The sequence below is a fragment of the Kitasatospora sp. NPDC002965 genome (genome assembly GCF_040611255.1).
Classification (GTDB): domain Bacteria; phylum Actinomycetota; class Actinomycetes; order Streptomycetales; family Streptomycetaceae; genus Kitasatospora.
In genome coordinates this window covers 21,770-41,970 of the sequence record NZ_JBEXNT010000043.1, presented here as the reverse complement: position 1 = coordinate 41,970, position 20,201 = coordinate 21,770, and the positions used below count along the sequence as shown (strand labels likewise).

Here is a 20,201-nt window from a genome sequence, read left to right as displayed (position 1 = left end):
TGCGGCGGGTCAGGAGATTCCGAATTCCTTGCCGATCAGGTCGAACATCTCGTCGTCGGTGGCGGCTTCCAACTCGTCGACAAGGACGGCGCCGCCGGTCGGCACCGTGTCCGCGCCCTGCCAGGCGGCGAGCAGGCCGTGCAGCCTGGCGGTCACCCGCGACCGCTCGTCGTCACCGGCCGACGCCGCCTGCAACCCCTTTTCGAGCCGGTCGAGTTCGGCCAGGAGGGCCGCCACCGGGGAGACCGTGGCGGGCCTGAGCCGCTCGGCGAGGTGAGCGGCGAGAGCGGCGGTGTTCGGGTAGTCGAAGACCAGCGTGGACGGCAGTCGCAGGCCCGTCACGGCCATCAGGCGGTTGCGCAGGTCGACCGCGATGAGCGAGTCGAAGCCCAGCTCGCTGAACGGCCGCGCGACCGGGACGGCGGCGCCGGAGTCGTACCCCAGCACGGCCGCGACCTGACCCTGGACGGCTTCGAGCACGATCCGGTCCTGGTCCTCGGCGGGCAGGCCCTCCAGGCGCCGGCCCAGTGCCGGCCCCGCCGACACGTCCCGGCGGCTACGCGGTGCGCGGACCAACCCGGCCAGCAGCGGGGGCAGCAGGCCGACCTCGGCCGCCTGGCCGAGCGCGGCCGGGTCGAGGGCGAGCGGGGCGACCAGCGGCTCGCCGGTGCCGAGCGCGGCGTCGAGGGCCGCGAGGCCCTGTTCCGCCGTGAGCGGCAGGACACCGCCGCGCCGCATCCGCTCCCGGTCGGCACCGGTGAGGGATTCGCCCATCCCCGCGTCCCACAGGCCCCAGGCGAGGGAGGTCGCGGGGACTCCCTGCGCGCGCAGCTGGGTCGCGTACGCGTCCAGGAAGGCGTTGGCCGCGGCGTAGTTGCCCTGACCGGCGTTGCCGAACAGACCGGCCGCCGAGGAGTAGAGGACGAAGGCACTGAGTGCCCGGCCCTCCGTCGCGGCGGCGAGGTTGCGCGCCGCGTCGACCTTGACCCGGAACACCGCGTCGAGGCGCTCGGGCGTCAGATCGGCGAGGAGCGCGTCGTCCAGCACACCGGCGGCGTGAATCACCGCCGACACCGGCTCGCCCCGCAACGCCTCGGCGACCGCTTCCGCGTCCGCCACGTCACAGGCCACCGCCCGGACCTTCGCCGAAGCGAGCTCCTCGACGAGCCCCGCATCCCCACCGGAACGGGACAGCAACAGCAGATCACGAACACCGTGCGTCTCGACCAGATGCCGGGCCACCAGGCCACCGAGCGTGCCAGTCGCACCGGTCACGACGACCGTGCCGTCACCGAACTCCACCGGAGCAGAAGCGGAACCCGACAGGCGCACCAGACGCGGCACAGTAACCACGCCCTCGCGAACGACGGCCTGCGGCAGCGGATAGAACACGTCCTCGGCCGCGTCCACCAAGTGGAGCCGGTCCGGATGCTCGGCCTGCGCCGACCGCACCAGACCCCACAACGCGGCACCGTCCGCATCGGCGATCTCCGCGCCTTCCGCACCGAACGTCCGCACCACCAGGCGCGATTCGGACCACGCCCCGTCGGCCAACCACGACTGGAGCAGCACCAGCAACGCGGCAGCCCGCTCCCGGGCCGCACCCGCCGCCGTCGCATCCACCAACAGCACCGGCACCGGCACCGGCAACGCGTCACCGAGACGGATCACCGCACCCGGCACCTCACCCGCCACCTCCTGCGCGGCCCACTCCACACCGAACAGCAGTCGGTCGGCGAGGCTGCCGAACTGGCCGGCCGCGACCGGCCGCAGCGCGAGGCTCTCCACGGCCGCGACCGGACCACCCGACGAGTCGGTGAACGTGAGCCGGACCGTGTCGGCACCGGGAGCGGGAGCGATCTCGACCCGGAGGCTCGTCCCCGCCGGGCCGGCGACCCGGACCCCGGAGAAGCCGAACGGCAACCGGACACCGCCGCCGACCGGGAGCGCGCCACCCGCGCCGATCGCGTGCAACGCCGCGTCGAACAGGGCCGGGTGCAGCGCGTACCCGGCGGTCGCGTGATCGAGCTCGACCTCGGCGAACACCTCCTCGCCGCGCTTCCAGACGCCCTTCAGACCCTGGAACGCCGGCCCGTACTCCAGCCCGGCGGCTGCCGCCGCCGGGTAGAAGCCGGCGACGTCGATCTCGTCCGCGCCCGCGGGCGGCCAGACCGCCGCCGCGGCGGCGGTGTCCGGGAACGGCTCGGCGGCGTCGCTCAGCGCGCCCTCGGCGTTGAGCACCCACGCGGCGTCGTCCTCGTGCCGGGAGTGGATCGTCACCGCGCTGCGGCCGTCCTCGGGCGCGGCCACGGTCACCCGGACCTGGGCCCCGTCCTGGTCCCCGAAGGTCAGCGGGGCCTGGAGCAGCAGTTCGTCCAGCACCGGAAGCCCGGCCTGCTCCCCGGCGGCGAGCGCCATCTCCACCAGTGCCGTGCCCGGGACGACCGTACGGCCGGAGACCGCGTGGTCGCCCAGCCACGGGTGCGTACGGGTCGAGAGCCTTCCGGTGAAGACACTTTCACCGGAGGGAAGTTCGACCGCGGCGCCGACCAGTTGGTGCCCGGTGCCGACGAGGCCGAGGCCGACGGCGTCACCGGTGGAACCGGTCCGGGGGCGCGGCCAGTACCGGCGGTGCCGGAAGGCGTAGGTGGGCAGGTCGGCGCGCGGGCCGGTGCCGAGCACCGAGCCCCAGTCGACGTCCTGGCCCTCCACGAACAGCGCCCCGACTGCCGTGAGCAGCGCCATGACCTCGTCCCGGTCACGGCGCAGCGCGGCGACGGAGGTCAGCTCCGGACGCAGTTCGCCGATCAGCGCGGTGAGGACGCCGTCCGGGCCCAGTTCGAGCACACGGCCGGCGTCGAGGGCGGTGACGGCGTCGGCGAAGCGGACCGGCTCGCGGACCTGCCGGACCCAGTACTCCGGGTCCGACCACTGGCCGGGTGCCACCGGGGCGCCGGTCACCGTGGAGACGGCGGGGGTCACCGGGTCGGCGAAGCCGAGCGTCCCGACGATCGTGCGGAACTCGTCGAGCATCGGCTCCATCAGGCGGGAGTGGAACGCGTGGCTGGTCCGCAGGCGGTTGGTCTTCCAGCTCCGGTCCGCCGCGAGTCCGGCGATCCGCGCGATGTCGTCCTCGGCGCCCGACACGACCACGGCGTCCGGGCCGTTGACCGCCGCGATGTCGATGACCGGGTCCGCCTGGCGCACCTCGGCCTCCGACGCCCCGACGGCCAGCATCGCCCCGCCCGCCGGGAGGGCCTGCATCAGCCGGCCCCGGGCGGCGACGAGCTTCGCCGCGTCGGCCAGGGTGAGGACCCCGGCGGCGTGGGCGGCGGTGATCTCGCCGACCGAGTGACCGGCGACGACGTCCGGCTCCACGCCCCAGGAACGGACGAGGGCGAGCAGCGCCACCTCGACCGCGAAGATCGCCGGCTGCGCCCACTCCGTCCGGTCCAGCCGCTCCCGGTCCTCCAGGACCTCGTGCAGCGGGAGGCCGAACGCGGCGCACACCTCGTCGAAGGACGCGGCGAACACCGGGAACGCCTCGTACAACTCCCGGCCCATACCGACCCGCTGGGACCCCTGACCGGTGAACACCACTGCCAGAGCGGCGCGGTGCGCCTCCCCGAACCGCGTCCCGGCCCCGGGTTCGTCGCCCGAACCGACGCCGGCCAACGCGCGGTCGAGCGCGGGGTGGTCGGTGGCGAGGAGCAGGGCGCGGTGCCTGAGGGCCGCTCGACCGGCGAGGGCCCGGCCCACCCGGTCCAGCGACAGGTCCGCCGTGTCGGCGGTGCGCAGGCGGGCGGCGTAGGCGTGCAGCGCGTCCGGGTCCGCCGCGCTGAGCACGATCGGGGTCACCGGAAGGCTCCGACCCGACGCGGCGGCCGGGGAACTCGGAGCCACGGCTTCGAGGATGACGTGGGCGTTGGTGCCGCTGATGCCGAACGAGGACACCCCGGCCCGGCGCGGCCGGTCGGTGGCGGGCCAGTCGCGCGCCTCGGTCAGCAACTCGACCGCACCGGCGGACCAGTCCACCTGGGACGACGGCGCGTCCACGTGCAGCGTGCCCGGGAGGATCCCGTGGCGCATCGACTGCACCATCTTGATGATGCCCGCGACACCGGCCGCCGCCTGCGTGTGACCGAGGTTCGACTTCACCGACCCCAGCCACAACGGCTCGTTCTCCGCACGGTCCTGGCCGTAGGTGGCGAGGAGCGCCTGGGCCTCGATCGGGTCACCGAGCGCGGTGCCCGTCCCGTGCGCCTCCACCGCGTCCACATCCTGCGCCGTCAGACCCGCGGACTCCAGCGCCTGCCGGATCACCCGCTGCTGCGAGGGCCCGTTCGGCGCCGTCAGACCGTTGGACGCACCGTCCTGGTTCACCGCACTGCCCCGCACCACCGCCAGGACCGGGTGACCCAGACGCTCGGCATCGGCCAGCCGCTCGACCAGCAGCATGCCGACACCCTCGCCCCACCCGGTGCCGTCCGCGCCCTCGGCGAAGGACTTGCACCGGCCGTCGGCCGCGAGACCCCGCTGCCGCGAGAACCCGACGAACGTCCCCGGCGTCGCCATCACGGTGACACCACCCGCCAGCGCCGCGTCACACTCCCCACTGCGCAGCGCCTGCACCGCCAGGTGCAGAGCGACCAACGACGAGGAGCACGCCGTGTCGACCGTGACCGCCGGACCCTCCAGACCGAAGGTGTACGACACCCGGCCCGACGCGATGCTCCCGCCGGTGCCCATGAAGCCCTCGGCGCTGTCGTCCGAGGCCCCCAGCACCATCGAGTAGTCGTTGTACATCACGCCCGCGAACACTCCGGTCCGCGAACCGCGCAGGCCCAGCGGATCGATACCCGCCCGCTCGAACGCCTCCCACGACGCCTCCAGCAGCAGCCGGTGCTGCGGGTCCATCGCCAACGCCTCACGCGGCGAGATCCCGAACACCTCCGGATCGAAGTCCGCGGCCCCGTAAAGGAATCCACCCTCCCGCGTGTACGAGGTACCGGGGTGGTCCGGGTCCGGGTGGTACAGGTTCTCCACGTCCCAGCCACGGTCCTCGGGGAAGAACCCGATCCCGTCCCGCCCGGACGCCACCAGCTCCCACAGGTCCTCCGGCGAGGCGACGCCCCCGGGGTAACGGCACGCCATCCCCACGATCGCGATCGGCTCGTCGGCACGGAGCGCACGGACCGTCCGGCCCGTCGCGCCCGCCGGGGCGACGGCGTCGGCCCGTTCGGCCGCTCCGGCGAGTTCGGCACCGAGGTGCGCTGCCAGGGCGAGCGTGTTCGGGTAGTCGAAGACCAGCGTGGACGGCAGTCGCAGGCCGGTCACGGCCATCAGGCGGTTGCGCAGGTCGACCGCGATGAGCGAGTCGAAGCCCAGCTCGCTGAAGGCGCGTTCGACCTCGACCGCCTCCGGGCCCGCGTAGTCGAGGACCGCGGCCACGTGGGTCCGGACCAGGTCGAGCACCGCCCGATCGCGCTGCGGCGCCGGCAGGCCGGCCAGCCGCAGGCCCAGGGCGGTGTCGGCCCGCTTGCGGACCGGCACCCGAACAAGGCTCGCCAGCAGCGGGGGCAACAACCCGGCCGCGGCGGCCTCGCGCAGCGGGGCCGTGTCGAGCGCCAGCGGCGCGACCGTCGCCCGGCCCGTACCCAGCGCGGCGTCGAAGGCCGCGAGCCCCTGCTCGGCGGTCAGCGGCAGGATGCCGCCCTGCCGGGCCCGGGCCAGCTCGGCTTCACTGAGCCCGCCGGCCATACCCGCGTCCCACAGGCCCCAGGCCAGCGACGTCGCCGGCACGCCCTGCGACCGCAGCTCGGTCGCGTAGGCGTCCAGGAACGCGTTGGCCGCGGAGTAGTTGGCCTGGCCGGCGTTGCCGAACAGACCGGCCGCCGAGGAGTAGAGGACGAAGGCGCTGAGCGTCCGGCCCTCCGTCGCGGCGGCGAGGTTGCGCGCGGCGTCGACCTTGGAGCGCAGCACCGTGTCGAGGCGCTCGGGCGTCAGATCGGCGAGGAGGGCGTCGTCCAGCACACCGGCGGCGTGGATCACCGCGGTTACCGGCTCGCCCCGCAGCGCTGCGGTGACCGCTTCCGCGTCCGCCACGTCACAGGCCACCGCCCGGACCTTCGCCGAAGCGAGCTCCTCGACGAGGCCGGCATCCCCACCGGAGCGGGAGAGCAACAGCAGGTCACGGACCCCGTGCGTCTCGACCAGATGCCGGGCCACCAGGCCACCGAGCGTGCCGGTCGCACCGGTCACGACGACCGTTCCGTCACCGAACTCCACCGGAGCGGACGCGGAACCCGTCAGGCGCACCAGACGCGGCACAGTGACCACGCCCTCGCGCACGACGGCCTGCGGCAGCGGGTAGAACACGTCCTCGGCCGCGTCCACCAGATGGAGCCGGTCCGGATGCTCGGCCTGCGCCGACCGCACCAGACCCCACAACGCGGCACCGTCCGCGTCCGTGATCTCCGCACCTTCCGCACCGAACGTCCGCACCACCAGGCGCGATTCGGACCACGCCGCGTCGGCCAGCCACGACTGGAGCAGCACCAGCAACGCGGCCGCCCGCTCCCGGGCCGCACCCGCCGCCGTCGCATCCACCAACAGCACCGGCACCGGCACCGGCAACGCGTCACCGAGACGGATCACCGCACCCGGCACCTCGACCGCCACCTCCTGCGCGGCCCGCTCCACGGCGTAGAGCAGCCGCTCGGCCGCAGCCGCTCCCGGGCGGACGGACGAGACCGGGCGCAGCACCAGGCCGTCGACCTCGGCGACCGGCGTGCCGGACGCGTCGGCGAGCAGCAGCCGTACGGTGTCGGCGCCTCCGGCCAGGGTCAGGTGCGCCCGAAGCCGCGTACCGGCCGGCCCGAAGGACCGGAAGCCGGTGACGGCGAACGGGAGCCGGACGTCGCCGTCGGTGAACAGGCCGCCGGCGGCGATCGCGTGCAGTACCGCGTCGAACAGCGCCGGGTGCAGCGCGTACCCGGCGGTCGCGTGATCGAGCTCGACCTCGGCGAACACCTCCTCGCCGCGCTTCCAGACGCCCTTCAGACCCTGGAACGCGGGGCCGTAGGCGAGCCCGCCGGCCGCTGTCTCCGGGTAGAAACCGGAGAGGTCCAGCGGGTCGGCGCCGGTCGGCGGCCAGGAGACCAGGTCCACCTCGGCGGGCGACCGCTCGTCCACGGCGGCCAGCACGCCGGTGGCGTGCGTCGTCCAGGGGTCGTCGTCCTCGGCGCGGGCGTGCACCGACAGCGCGCGCCGGCCGTCGGCGTCGGGCGCGGCGACGGTGGCGCGGAGCTGGACACCACCGCGCTCGGGCAGCGGCAGCGGAGCCTGCAGCAGCAGTTCCTCCACGACCGGGGCACCGGCTCGCTCGCCGGCCGCGCGGGCCATCTCGGCCAGCGCGGTCCCCGGTACCAGCGGGCTGCCCTGCACGACGTGGTCGGCCAGCCACGGGTGGGTGCGCAACGACAGCAGGCCGGTGAGCAGCGTCGTCGCCGCGTCGGGGGCCTCGACGGCCGCTCCGAGCAGCGGGTGGCCGGTCTCGGCCAGCCCGAGGCCGATCGCGTCGCGGCTCGTGCCGGTCCGCGGCCGTGGCCAGTAGCGCCGGCGCTGGAAGGGGTAGGTGGGCAGCTCGACCCGGGGGGCGCCGGTGCCGTCGAACACAGCGGGCCAGTCGACCCGCTGGCCCCGTACGTACAGCTCGGCCAGCGCCGTGAGCAGCACGGCGGGCTCGTCCCGGTCCCTGCGCAGTCCGGCCACCGCCACGGCGTCCGGGCAGAGCACGCCCGCCAGGACGGCGAGCACGCTGTCCGGGCCGAGTTCCAGGATCCGGTCCGCGCCCAGGGCCACGGCCGCGTCGGCGAAGCGGACCGGGCGGCGGACCTGGTCGACCCAGTACTCGGGGTCCGACCACTGACCGGGCGTCACCGGAGTGCCCGTCACCGTCGAGACGGCGGGAAGCACCGGGTCGACGAGGCCGATCGTCTCCACGACCGTGCGGAACTCCGCCAGCATCGGCTCCATCAACCGGGAGTGGAACGCGTGACTGGTCCGCAGGCGGTTGGTCTTCCAGCCCCGCTCGGTCACCAGCTCGGCGATCGCCACGATGTCGTCCTCGGCACCGGAGACGACCACCGCGGCCGGGCCGTTGACCGCCGCCAGGTCGATGTCCGGGAACGCCTCCCGCACCTCGCCCTCCGACGCCCCGACCGCCAGCATCGCGCCGCCGGCCGGCAGCGCCTGCATCAACCGGCCCCGCGCCGCCACCAGCTTCGCCGCATCCTTCAGCGTGAGGACCCCGGCGGCGTACGCGGCCGTGATCTCACCCACCGAGTGACCCGCCACGACATCCGGCGTCACACCCCACGAGCGCACGAGCGCGAGCAGCGCCACCTCGACCGCGAAGATCGCCGGCTGCGCCCAGCCGGTCAGGTCCAGCCGCTCCCGGTCCTCCAGGACCTCGTGCAGCGGGAGGCCGAGCGCGGCGCACACCTCGTCGAAGGACGCGGCGAACACCGGGAACGCCTCGTACAACTCCCGGCCCATACCGACCCGCTGGGACCCCTGACCGGTGAACACCACCGCCAGTCGGCCCGGCCCGGCGACCCCCGTCAGCGGGTGGGTCCCGGCGGCCACCGCCGCCAGACCCGCGTCCAGTGCGGTGCGGTCGCTCGCGAGGAGCACCGCCCGGTGGCGCAACCGCGCGCGGGTCGCCAGCGCCCGTCCGACCCGGCCCGGGGACGTGTCGGCGGCGAGGCCCTGCCGGATCCGCTCGGCAGCCTCCCGCAGCGCCTCCGGCTCGGCGGCGCTGAGCACGATCGGAACGACGGCCGGCGACTCGGCGCCGGTCGCGGGAACCGGTGCGCCCGACGGGGCTTCGAGGATGACGTGGGCGTTGGTGCCGCTGATGCCGAACGAGGACACCGCCGCCCGGCGCGGCCGGTCGGTCGCGGGCCAGTCACGCGCCTCGGTCAGCAGCTCGACCGCACCGGCGGACCAGTCGACCTGCGAGGACGGCTCGTCCACGTGCAGGGTGCCGGGCAGCACGCCGTGGCGCATCGACTGCACCATCTTGATGATCCCGGCCACACCTGCCGCCGCCTGCGTGTGCCCGAGGTTCGACTTCACCGAACCCAGCCACAGCGGAACGCCGTTACGACCCTGGCCGTAGGTGGCGAGGAGCGCCTGGGCCTCGATCGGGTCACCGAGCGAGGTGCCCGTCCCGTGCGCCTCCACCGCGTCCACATCCTGCGCCGACAGACCCGCGGACTCCAACGCCTGGCGGATCACCCGCTGCTGCGACGGACCGTTCGGCGCCGTCAGACCGTTCGACGCACCGTCCTGGTTCACCGCACTGCCCCGCACCACCGCCAGGACCGGGTGACCCAGACGCTCGGCATCGGCCAGCCGCTCCACGAGCAGCATGCCGACACCCTCGCCCCAGCCGGTACCGTCCGCGCCCTCGGCGAACGACTTGCACCGACCGTCGGCCGCGAGACCCCGCTGCCGCGAGAACCCGACGAACGTCCCCGGCGTCGCCATCACCGTCACACCACCCGCCAACGCCAGCTCGCACTCCCCACTGCGCAACGCCTGCACCGCAAGGTGCAGCGCCACCAGCGAGGACGAGCACGCCGTGTCGACCGTGACCGCCGGACCCTCCAGACCGAAGGTGTACGACACCCGGCCCGACGCGACACTGCCGGAGCTGCCCGTGCTGAGGAAACCCTCCACACCGGGCGGCACCTCGGCGGTCTGCGAACCGTAGTCGTGGTACATGACACCGGCGAACACCCCGGTCCGCGAACCACGCAGCCCCAACGGGTCGATCCCCGCCCGCTCGAACGCCTCCCACGACGCCTCCAGCAGCAGGCGCTGCTGCGGGTCCATCGCCAACGCCTCACGCGGCGAGATCCCGAACAGCCCCGGATCGAAGTCCGCGGCCCCGTAAAGGAATCCACCCTCCCGCGTGTACGAGGTACCCGGGTGGTCCGGGTCCGGGTGGTACAGGTTCTCCACGTCCCAGCCACGGTCCTCGGGGAAGAACCCGATCCCGTCCCGCCCGGACGCCACCAGCTCCCACAGGTCCTCCGGCGAGGCGACGCCCCCGGGGAACCGGCACGCCATCCCGACGATCGCGATCGGCTCGTCGTCCACCCGGACGCGCCGGGCAGGCGTGGCGGCCGGGCCGTGCTCGTCGGACAACCGCTCGTCGAGGGACGCGGCCAGCAGGGTGGCGTTCGGGTAGTCGAAGACCAGCGTGGACGGCAGCCGCAGCCCGGTCACCGCGTTCAGCCGGTTGCGCAGGTCGACCGCGGTGAGCGAGTCGAATCCCAGCTCGCTGAAGGCCCGCTCGGGGTCCAGGTGGTCGGACGACGCGTACCCGAGCACGGCGGCGACCTGGCCACCGACCAGGGCGAGCAGTGCCCGGGACCGCTCGTGCCCGGGAAGCGCGGACAGCCGTCGGGCCAGCGGGCTGCCGGCCGGGGCGACCACGGCACGGCCTGGCACGAGGCCGGCCAGCAGCGGCGGCACGGCCTCTGCGGCACGGAGTACCGCGGTGTCGACCGCGAGCGCAGCGACCAGCGGCCGTCCACCGGAAAGCGCCGCGTCGAAGGCCGCGAGCCCCTGCTCGGCGGTCAGCGGCAGGACACCACCACGCCGCATCCGCTCCCGGTCCGCATCGGTGAGCGTCTCACCCATCCCCGCGTCCCACAGACCCCACGCCAGCGACGTCGCCGGCACACCCCGCGACCGCAACTCCGACGCGTACGCATCCAGGAACGTGTTCGCGGCAGCGTAGTTGGCCTGGCCCGCGTTGCCGAACAGACCCGCCACCGAGGAGTACAGGACGAACGCACTCAGTGCCCGGCCCTCCATCGCGGCGGCAAGGTTGCGCGCCGCGTCGACCTTCGCCCGGAACACCACATCCAGGCGCTCCGGGGTCAGGGACTCCACCATCCCGTCGTCCAACACACCGGCCGCGTGAACCACCGCCGACACCGGCACGCCCCGCAACACCTCGGCCACCGCTTCCGCGTCCGCCACGTCACAGGCCACCGCCCGCACCTTCGCCGACGCGAGCTCCTCGACGAGGCCGGCATCCCTACCGGAGCGGGACAGCAACAGCAGGTCACGGACCCCGTGGTTCTCGACCAGATGCCGGGCCACCAGGCCACCGAGCGTGCCGGTCGCACCCGTCACGACGACCGTTCCGTCACCGAACACCACCGGAGCGGACGCGGAACCCGACAGGCGCACCAGACGCGGCACAGTGACCACCCCGTCGCGCACGACGGCCTGCGGCAGCGGATAGAACACGTCCTCGGCCGCGTCCACCAAGTGGAGCCGGTCCGGATGCTCGGCCTGCGCCGACCGCACCAGACCCCACAACGCGGCACCGTCCGCGTCCGTGATCTCCGCACCTTCCGCACCGAACGTGCGGACCACCAGGCGCGAATCCGACCACGCCCCGTCGGCCAACCACGACTGGAGCAGCACCAGCAACGCAGCAGCCCGCTCCCGAGCCGCACCCGCCGCCGTCGCATCCACCAACAGCACCGGCACCGGCACCGGCAACGCGTCACCGAGACGGATCACCGCACCCGGCACCTCACCCGCCACCTCCTGCGGGGCCCACTCCACACCGAACAGCACACGGTCCGCCGCACCACGCGCCAGCTGCCCGGCCGTCACCGGACGCAGCGTCAGCGCCTCGACCCGGGCTACCGGCAGACCCGTCCCGTCGGCGAACAGCAGCCGCACCGACTCGGCGGAGCTCCCGGCCGTGAGCCGGACCCGCAGTGTGTCGGCGGCCGTTCCCAGGACACGCACGCCCGAGAAGGCGAAGGGCAACTGCGCACCGTCGGCCGACGGCAGCAGGGCTCCGCCCACGCCGATCGCGTGCAACGCCGCGTCGAACAGCGCCGGGTGCACGCCGAACCCGTCGGTCGGCTGGTCGACCGCAACCTCGGCGAACACCGTCCCGCCGGTCTTCCAGGCCCGGCGCAGACCCCGGAACGCCGGACCGTAGGACAGACCCGCGTCGGCGAACGCCTCGTACAGGCCGCCCAGTTCGAGCTCCTCCGCGCCGGTCGGCGGCCACACGACCAGATCCGTGTCACCGGCGTCATGGGCGTCATGGGCAGCTTCGGCGGGGTCAGAGGAGAGAACGCCGGTCGCGTGCAGTTCCCAGGAAGCCTCGTCGTCACTCCGGGCGTGGACCGCGACCGGGCGCCGTCCGTCGGCGTCCGGTGCACCGATCGTCGTGCGGATCTGCGCACCACCGGAGGCGGACAGTGTCAGCGGGGCCTGGAGCAGCAGTTCGTCCAGGACCGGCACCCCGGCCCGGACACCGCCGGCGAGCGCCATCTCGACCAGGGCCGTGCCCGGCACGACCGTGGTGCCGAAGACCGAGTGATCGGCCAGCCACGGGTGGGTCGCGAGCGACAGGCGTCCGGTGAGCACGCTCTCCGGCACGTCCGGAAGCGCGATCGTCGCTCCGAGCAGCGGGTGGCCGGTGTCGGTCAGGCCGAGGCCCGCGGCATCGGCCGTCTGCGGGGTCCGGCGGCGGGGCCAGAAGTGCCGGTGGTCGAAGGCGTAGCCGGGCAGGTCCAGACGCGACCCACCGCCGAGCACGGCCTTCCAGTCGACCGTGAGGCCGGCCGCGTGCAGTTCGGCGAGCGAGGTGAGCAGGGTGGTGGCCTCGTCGCGGTCGCGGCGCAGCGCGGCGACAGCCGTCGTCGTGTCGGGGTTCGCGTCCACGACGAGCGAGGTGAGCACGCTGTCCGGACCGAGTTCGAGGACGGCGGCCGTGCCCAGAGCGACGGCCGCGTCGGCGAAGCGGACCGGGCGGCGGACCTGGTCGACCCAGTACTCCGGGTCCGACCACTGACCGGGCGTCACGGCCTCGCCCGTCACCGTCGAGACGGCGGGAAGCACGGGGTCGACGAGGCCGATCGTCTCCACGACCGTGCGGAACTCCGCCAGCATCGGCTCCATCAGCCGGGAGTGGAACGCGTGACTGGTCCGCAGGCGGGACGTCTTCCAGCCCCGCTCGGCAGCGAGTTCGGCGATCCGCACGATCTCGCCCTCGGCGCCCGACACGACCACCGCGGCCGGCCCGTTGACCGCCGCCACGTCGATGTCCGGGAACGCCCCGCACACCTCCCCCTCCGACGCCCCGACCGCCAGCATCGCGCCGCCGGCCGGCAGCGCCTGCATCAACCGGCCCCGCGCCGCGACGAGCTTCGCCGCGTCCGCCAGGGAGAGGACCCCGGCAGCGTACGCGGCCGTGATCTCACCGACCGAGTGACCGGCGACCACATCCGGGGTCACCCCCCAGGAGCGCACGAGCGCCAGCAGCGCCACCTCGACCGCGAAGATCGCCGGCTGCGCCGAACCCGTCCGGTCCAGCGACTCCGCATCCAGCCCGTGCAGCGTGAGCCCCAGCGCCTCGCACGCCTCGTCATAGGCGGTCGCGAACACCGGGAAAGTGTCGTACAACTCCCGGCCCATCCCGACCCGCTGCGACCCCTGGCCGGTGAACACCACCGCCAGAGAGGTGGGCCGGACCTCGGCCGCGGGCTGCGCGGCGGCGAGCCCCGTGAGCAGCTCGTCGCGGTCGGCGGCCAGCACCACCGTGCGCCGGGGCAACGTCGTCCGGTGGGCGAGCGTCCAGGCGACATCGGGCACCGAGGCGTCCGGGTGTGCCAGGAGGTAGCTGTGGAGCCGCTCGACCTGCCCGGTGAGGGCCCGCTCGCTCGCGGCGGTGAGGACGACCGGGGTCATCGGAAGCGCCGGGAGCGGTGCCTCGTCCGACGCGGTCGCGGAAGCCGGTGCGCCCGACGGGGCTTCGAGGATGACGTGGGCGTTGGTGCCGCTGATGCCGAACGAGGACACCCCGGCCCGGCGCGGCCGGTCGGTCGCGGGCCAGTCGCGCGCCTCGGTCAGCAGCTCGACCGCACCGGCGGACCAGTCGACCTGCGAGGACGGCGCGTCCACGTGCAGCGTGCCGGGCAGCACGCCGTGGCGCATCGACTGCACCATCTTGATGATGCCCGCGACACCTGCCGCCGCCTGGGTGTGCCCGAGGTTCGACTTCACCGAACCCAGCCACAACGGCTCGCCGGAGCGGTCGCGCCCGTACGTCGCCAGGAGGGCCTGGGCCTCGATCGGGTCACCGAGCGCGGTTCCCGTCCCGTGCGCCTCGACCGCGTCCACGTCCTGCGCCGTCAGACCCGCGGACTCCAGCGCCTGGCGGATCACCCGCTGCTGCGACGGACCGTTCGGCGCCGTCAGACCGTTCGACGCACCGTCCTGGTTCACCGCACTGCCCCGCACCACCGCCAGGACCGGGTGACCCAGACGCTGAGCGTCCGACAACCGCTCCACGAGCAGCATGCCGACACCCTCGCCCCACCCGGTGCCGTCCGCGCCCTCGGCGAACGACTTGCACCGACCGTCGGCCGCGAGACCCCGCTGCCGCGAGAACCCGACGAACGTCCCCGGCGTCGCCATCACCGTCACGCCACCCGCCAGCGCCAGCTCGCACTCCCCACTGCGCAACGCCTGCACCGCAAGGTGCAGCGCCACCAGTGAGGACGAGCACGCCGTGTCGACCGTGACCGCCGGACCCTCCAGACCGAAGGTGTACGACACCCGGCCCGACGCGATGCTCCCGCCGGTCCCCATGAAGCCCTCGACCTGCGCCTCGGCCTGCTCCAGGACGGTCGCGTAGTCGCCGTACATGATGCCCGCGAACACGCCGGTGCGGGATCCGCGCAGGCTCCGGGGGTCGACACCGGCCCGCTCGAACGCCTCCCACGAGGTCTCCAGCAGCAGCCGGTGCTGCGGGTCCATCGCCAGCGCCTCACGCGGCGAGATCCCGAACAGCCCGGGGTCGAAGTCGGCCGCGCCGGTGAGGAATCCGCCGTCGCGGGCGTAGGAGGTGCCGGGGTGGTCCGGGTCGGGGTGGTAAAGGTTCTCGACGTCCCAGCCACGGTCCTCGGGGAACGGCACGATCCCGTCCCGCCCGGCCGCGACCAGCTCCCACAGGTCCTCCGGCGAGGCGACGCCCCCGGGGAACCGGCAGGCCATCCCGACGATCGCGATCGGCTCGTCCACGCGGACGGCCTGCACCGGCGCGGCCACGGCGGGGGCGACGCCGGCCAGCTCCGCGCCGACGTGACCGGCCAGCAGGGTGGCGTTCGGGTAGTCGAAGACCAGCGTGGACGGCAGCCGCAGCCCGGTCGCGGCGGCGAGGCGGTTGCGCAGCTCGACGGCCGTGAGCGAGTCGAAGCCCAGTTCGTTGAAGGCCCGCTTCGGATCGACGTCCTCGGCCCGGTCGTAGCCGAGGACGTCCGACACCTGGGCCCGGATCAGCCCGAGCACCGCCGTGACGCGCTGCTCGACGGGCAGGCCGGCCAGCCGCAGGCCCAGGGAGGTACCGGCGGCCGGGCCGCCCGGGGTGTGGACCAGCCCGCGCAGCAGCGCCGGGGCACCGACGGCCTCGCGGAGTACCGCGGTGTCGACCGCGAGCGCAGCGACCAGCGGCCGTCCACCGGAAAGCGCCGCGTCGAAGGCCGCGAGCCCCTGCTCGGCGGTCAGCGGCAGGACACCGCCACGCCGCATCCGCTCCCGGTCCGCATCGGTGAGCGTCTCACCCATCCCCGCGTCCCACAGACCCCACGCCAGCGACGTCGCCGGCACACCCCGCGACCGCAACTCCGACGCGTACGCATCCAGGAACGTGTTCGCGGCAGCGTAGTTGGCCTGGCCCGCGTTGCCGAACAGACCCGCCACCGAGGAGTACAGGACGAACGCACTGAGTGCCCGGCCCTCCGTCGCGGCGGCAAGGTTGCGCGCCGCGTCGACCTTCGCCCGGAACACCACATCCAGGCGCTCCGGGGTCAGGGACTCCACCATCCCGTCGTCCAACACACCGGCCGCGTGAACCACCGCCGACACCGGCACGCCCCGCAACGCTGCGGCCACCGCTTCCGCGTCCGCCACGTCACAGGCCACCGCCCGCACCTTCGCCGAAGCGAGCTCCTCGACAAGCCCCGCATCCCCACCGGAACGGGACAGCAACAGCAGATCACGAACACCGTGCGTCTCGACCAGATGCCGGGCCACCAGGCCACCGAGCGTGCCAGTCGCACCGGTCACGACGACCGTGCCGTCACCGAACTCCACCGGAGCAGAAGCGGAACCCGACAGGCGCACCAGACGCGGCACAGTAACCACGCCCTCGCGAACGACGGCCTGCGGCAGCGGATAGAACACGTCCTCGGCCGCGTCCACCAGATGGAGCCGGTCCGGATGCTCGGCCTGCGCCGACCGCACCAGACCCCACAACGCGGCACCGTCCGCGTCCGTGATCTCCGCACCTTCCGCACCGAACGTCCGCACCACCAGGCGCGAATCCGACCACGCCCCGTCGGCCAACCACGACTGGAGCAGCACCAGCAACGCGGCCGCCCGCTCCCGGGCCGCACCCGCCGCCGTCGCATCCACCAACAGCACCGGCACCGGCACCGGCAACGCGTCACCGAGACGGATCACCGCACCCGGCACCTCACCCGCCACCTCCTGCGCGGCCCACTCCACACCGAACAGCACACGGTCCGCCGCACCACGCGCCAGCTGACCGGCCGTCACGGGCCGGAGCCGGAGCGCGTCCACCTCGGCGACCGGGATCCCGGTCCCGTCCGCGAGCAGGAGGCGCACCTCGTCGGTGCCGTCCCCCCGGGAGAGGCGGACGCGCAGCTCCCGGGAAGCCGTTCCGGTGATCCGCACGCCGGTGAAGGCGAACGGCAGCCGCACCTCCCCGTCCGGCAGCAGTTCCCCCGCGCCGATCGCGTGCAGCGCCGCGTCGAACAGCGCCGGGTGCACGCCGAACCCGTCGGTCGGCTGGTCGACGGTGACCTCGGCGAACACCGTCCCGCCGGTCTTCCAGGCCCGGCGCAGACCCCGGAACGCGGGGCCGTAGGACAGACCCGCGTCGGCGAACGCCTCGTACAGCCCGTCGATCGCGATCTCGTCGGCACCGCTCGGGGGCCAGGCGACCAGGCTGAGGTCGGCGTCGGCCCCGGCGGCCGGGGCGAGCGTGCCCTCGGCGTGGGTGGTCCAGGTCTCGGCGTCGCCGTCCTCGGGCTGGCTGTAGACGGTGACCGTGCGGCGGTCCGCGCCGGCGGCGGGCCCGACCCGGACCTGCAACCGGACGCCGCCCTGCGGCGGGATCACCAGGGGCTCACGCAGGATCAGCTCGTCGACACCGTTCGCGCCCACCCGTCGTCCGGCGGCGAGGACGAGGTCCAGCAGGGCGGTCCCCGGGACGAGCACGGAGCCGAACACCTGGTGGTCGGCGAGCCAGCCGGGAGTCCCTGCGGCCAGCCGGCCGGTGAGCAGGGCGCCGTCGCCGTCGGCGAGCAGCATCGCGGCGCCGAGCAGCGGGTGGTCGGACGCGTAGAGACCGACCGAGGTGACGTCGCCGGTCCCGGCGGCGGTCTCCAGCCAGTACCGCCGGCGCTGGAACGGGTAGGTGGGCAGGTCGGTCGGGCGGGCGCCGGTGCCGTCGAAGAGGACCCGCCAGGTGACGGGCTGCCCGTGGACGAACAGCTCGGCGACGGCGGTGAGCAGCGTGGTGGCCTCGTCGCGGTCGCGGCGCAGGGCGGCGACGGCGACCGTGTCGGGGCCGCTCTCGCGGGCGATCAGCGCGGTCAGGACGCCGTCGGGGCCGAGTTCGAGGACCCGGTCCGCGTCGAGGGCGGTGACGGCGTCGGCGAAGCGGACCGGGCGGCGGACCTGGTCGACCCAGTACTCCGGGTCCGACCACTGACCGGGCGTCACGGCCTCGCCCGTCACCGTCGAGACGGCGGGAAGCACCGGGTCGTGGAAGGCCAGACCGCTCACCACGGCCCGGAACTCCGCCAGCATCGGCTCCATCAGCCGGGAGTGGAACGCGTGACTGGTCCGCAGCCGGGACGTCTTCCAGCCCCGCTCGGCAGCGAGTTCGGCGATCCGCACGATCTCGTCCCCGGCACCCGACACGACCACCGCGGCCGGCCCGTTGACCGCCGCCACGTCGATGTCCGGGAACGCCCCGCACACCTCCCCCTCCGACGCCCCGACCGCCAGCATCGCGCCACCCGAGGGCAGCGCCTGCATCAACCGGCCCCGCGCCGCCACCAACTTCGCCGCATCCGGGAGCGACAACACACCCGCCGCATGAGCCGCGGCGATCTCACCCACCGAGTGACCCGCCACGACATCCGGCGTCACACCCCACGAACGGACCAGCGCCAGCAGCGCCACCTCCACCGCGAAGATCGCCGGCTGCGCCCAGCCGGTCAGGTCCAGCCGCTCCCGGTCCTCCAGGACCTCCCGCAGCGGAAGGTCCAGCGCCGCACACACCTCGTCGAAGGACGCGGCGAACACCGGGAACGCCTCGGACAACTCCCGGCCCATGCCGACCCGCTGCGACCCCTGACCGGTGAACACCACCGCCAGCCGGCCCTCGACCGCCGTGCCCCGCACCACCGCGTCGCCCAGCAGCACGGCCCGCTGCTCCAGCACCGCGCGCGAGGTCAGGGCCGCCCCGATGTCCAGCGGATCCGCGGTCAGCGCCCGCACCCGCTGCATCTGCGTCTCCAGGGAGCCCGCCGACCGTGCGGTCACCACCAGCGGCACCACCGGCAGCGGGGCTGCCGCCACCGGCTCGCCCGACTCTTCCGGCTCGGCCGCCGGCACCGGCGCGGGCGCCTCCTCCACGATCACGTGCGCGTTGGTCCCGCTGATCCCGAAGGACGACACACCCGCCCGCCGCGGCCGACCGGTGGCCGGCCAGGGCCGTGCCTCCGTCAGCAGCTCCACCGACCCAGCCGACCAGTCCACCTGGGACGACGGCGCGTCCACGTGCAGCGTGCCGGGCAGCAGCCCGTGCCGCATCGACTGCACCATCTTGATGATCCCGGCGACACCGGCCGCCGCCTGCGTGTGCCCGATGTTCGACTTCACCGAACCCAGCCACAACGGCTCGTTCTCCGCACGGTCCTGGCCGTACGTCGCCAGCAGCGCCTGGGCCTCGATCGGGTCACCCAGCCGGGTCCCCGTGCCGTGCGCCTCCACCGCGTCCACCTCGGACGCCGCCAGCCCGGCCTGGGCGAGGGCGGCGCGGATCACCCGCTGCTGCGACGGGCCGTTCGGCGCCGTCAGACCGCTGGAGGCACCGTCCTGGTTCACCGCCGTGCCCCGCACCACTGCCAGGACCGGGTGTCCCAGGCGCTGCGCGTCCGAGAGGCGCTCGACCAGCAGCATGCCGACGCCCTCGCCCCAGCCGGTGCCGTCCGCGCCCTCCGCGAAGGACTTGCACCGGCCGTCGGCGGCCAACCCGCCCTGGCGGCTGAACTCGACGAACGTGGTCGGCGTGGCCATCACCGTCACGCCGCCGGCCAGTGCCAGGTCACACTCGCCGTTGCGCAGCGCCTGCGCGGCGAGGTGCAGGGCGACCAGCGACGAGGAGCACGCGGTGTCGACCGTGACCGCCGGGCCCTCCAGGCCGAAGGTGTAGGAGATCCGCCCCGAGGCGACGCTGCCCGCGTTGCCGTTCCCCAGGTAGCCGGCGACGCCGTCCGGCAGTTCCAGGGGCCGCGAGCCGTAGTCGTGGTACATGATCCCGGCGAACACCCCGGTGCGGGGGAACGACGTCGCGGTGGGGTCGAGGCCCGCCCGCTCGAACGCCTCCCAGGTCGCTTCCAGCAGCAGCCGCTGCTGCGGGTCCATCGCCAGCGCCTCGCGCGGCGAGATCCCGAACAGCTCGGGGTCGAAGCCGGCCGCCTCGTGCAGGAAGCCGCCCCGGAGCCGGGCCTCCCGGTCGAGTTCGCCGCTCTCGTGGTCGTAGAGGCCCTCGACGTCCCAGCCCCGGTCGGTCGGCGGAGCGCCGATGGCGTCGGAGCCCGTGGCGACCAGCCGCCACAGGTCCTCGGGGCCGTCGACCCCGCCGGGGTAGCGACAGCTCATGGCGATGATCGCCAGGGGCTCGCTGTTCCGGTACTCCAGCTCCTCCACCCGCTGGCGGGCGGCACGCAGGTTCGCCGCCGCGCGCTTGAGGTAGTCGAGGTACTTCTCTTCGGTCCCGGCGGAGTCGCTTACGGATGTCACGGCGGAGCCGCCTTCGGGGTTGGGCC

General features: G+C 74.2%; 1 protein-coding gene. It reads right to left on the bottom strand.

The window, feature by feature from the left end; genetic code table 11:
- Nucleotides 1-9 precede the first annotated feature (9 nt).
- A complete protein-coding gene (locus ABZY91_RS18750) occupies nt 10-20,175 on the bottom strand; it encodes an SDR family NAD(P)-dependent oxidoreductase (protein WP_355403626.1) in 20,166 nt (6,721 codons plus the stop codon).
- Nucleotides 20,176-20,201 lie beyond the last annotated feature (26 nt).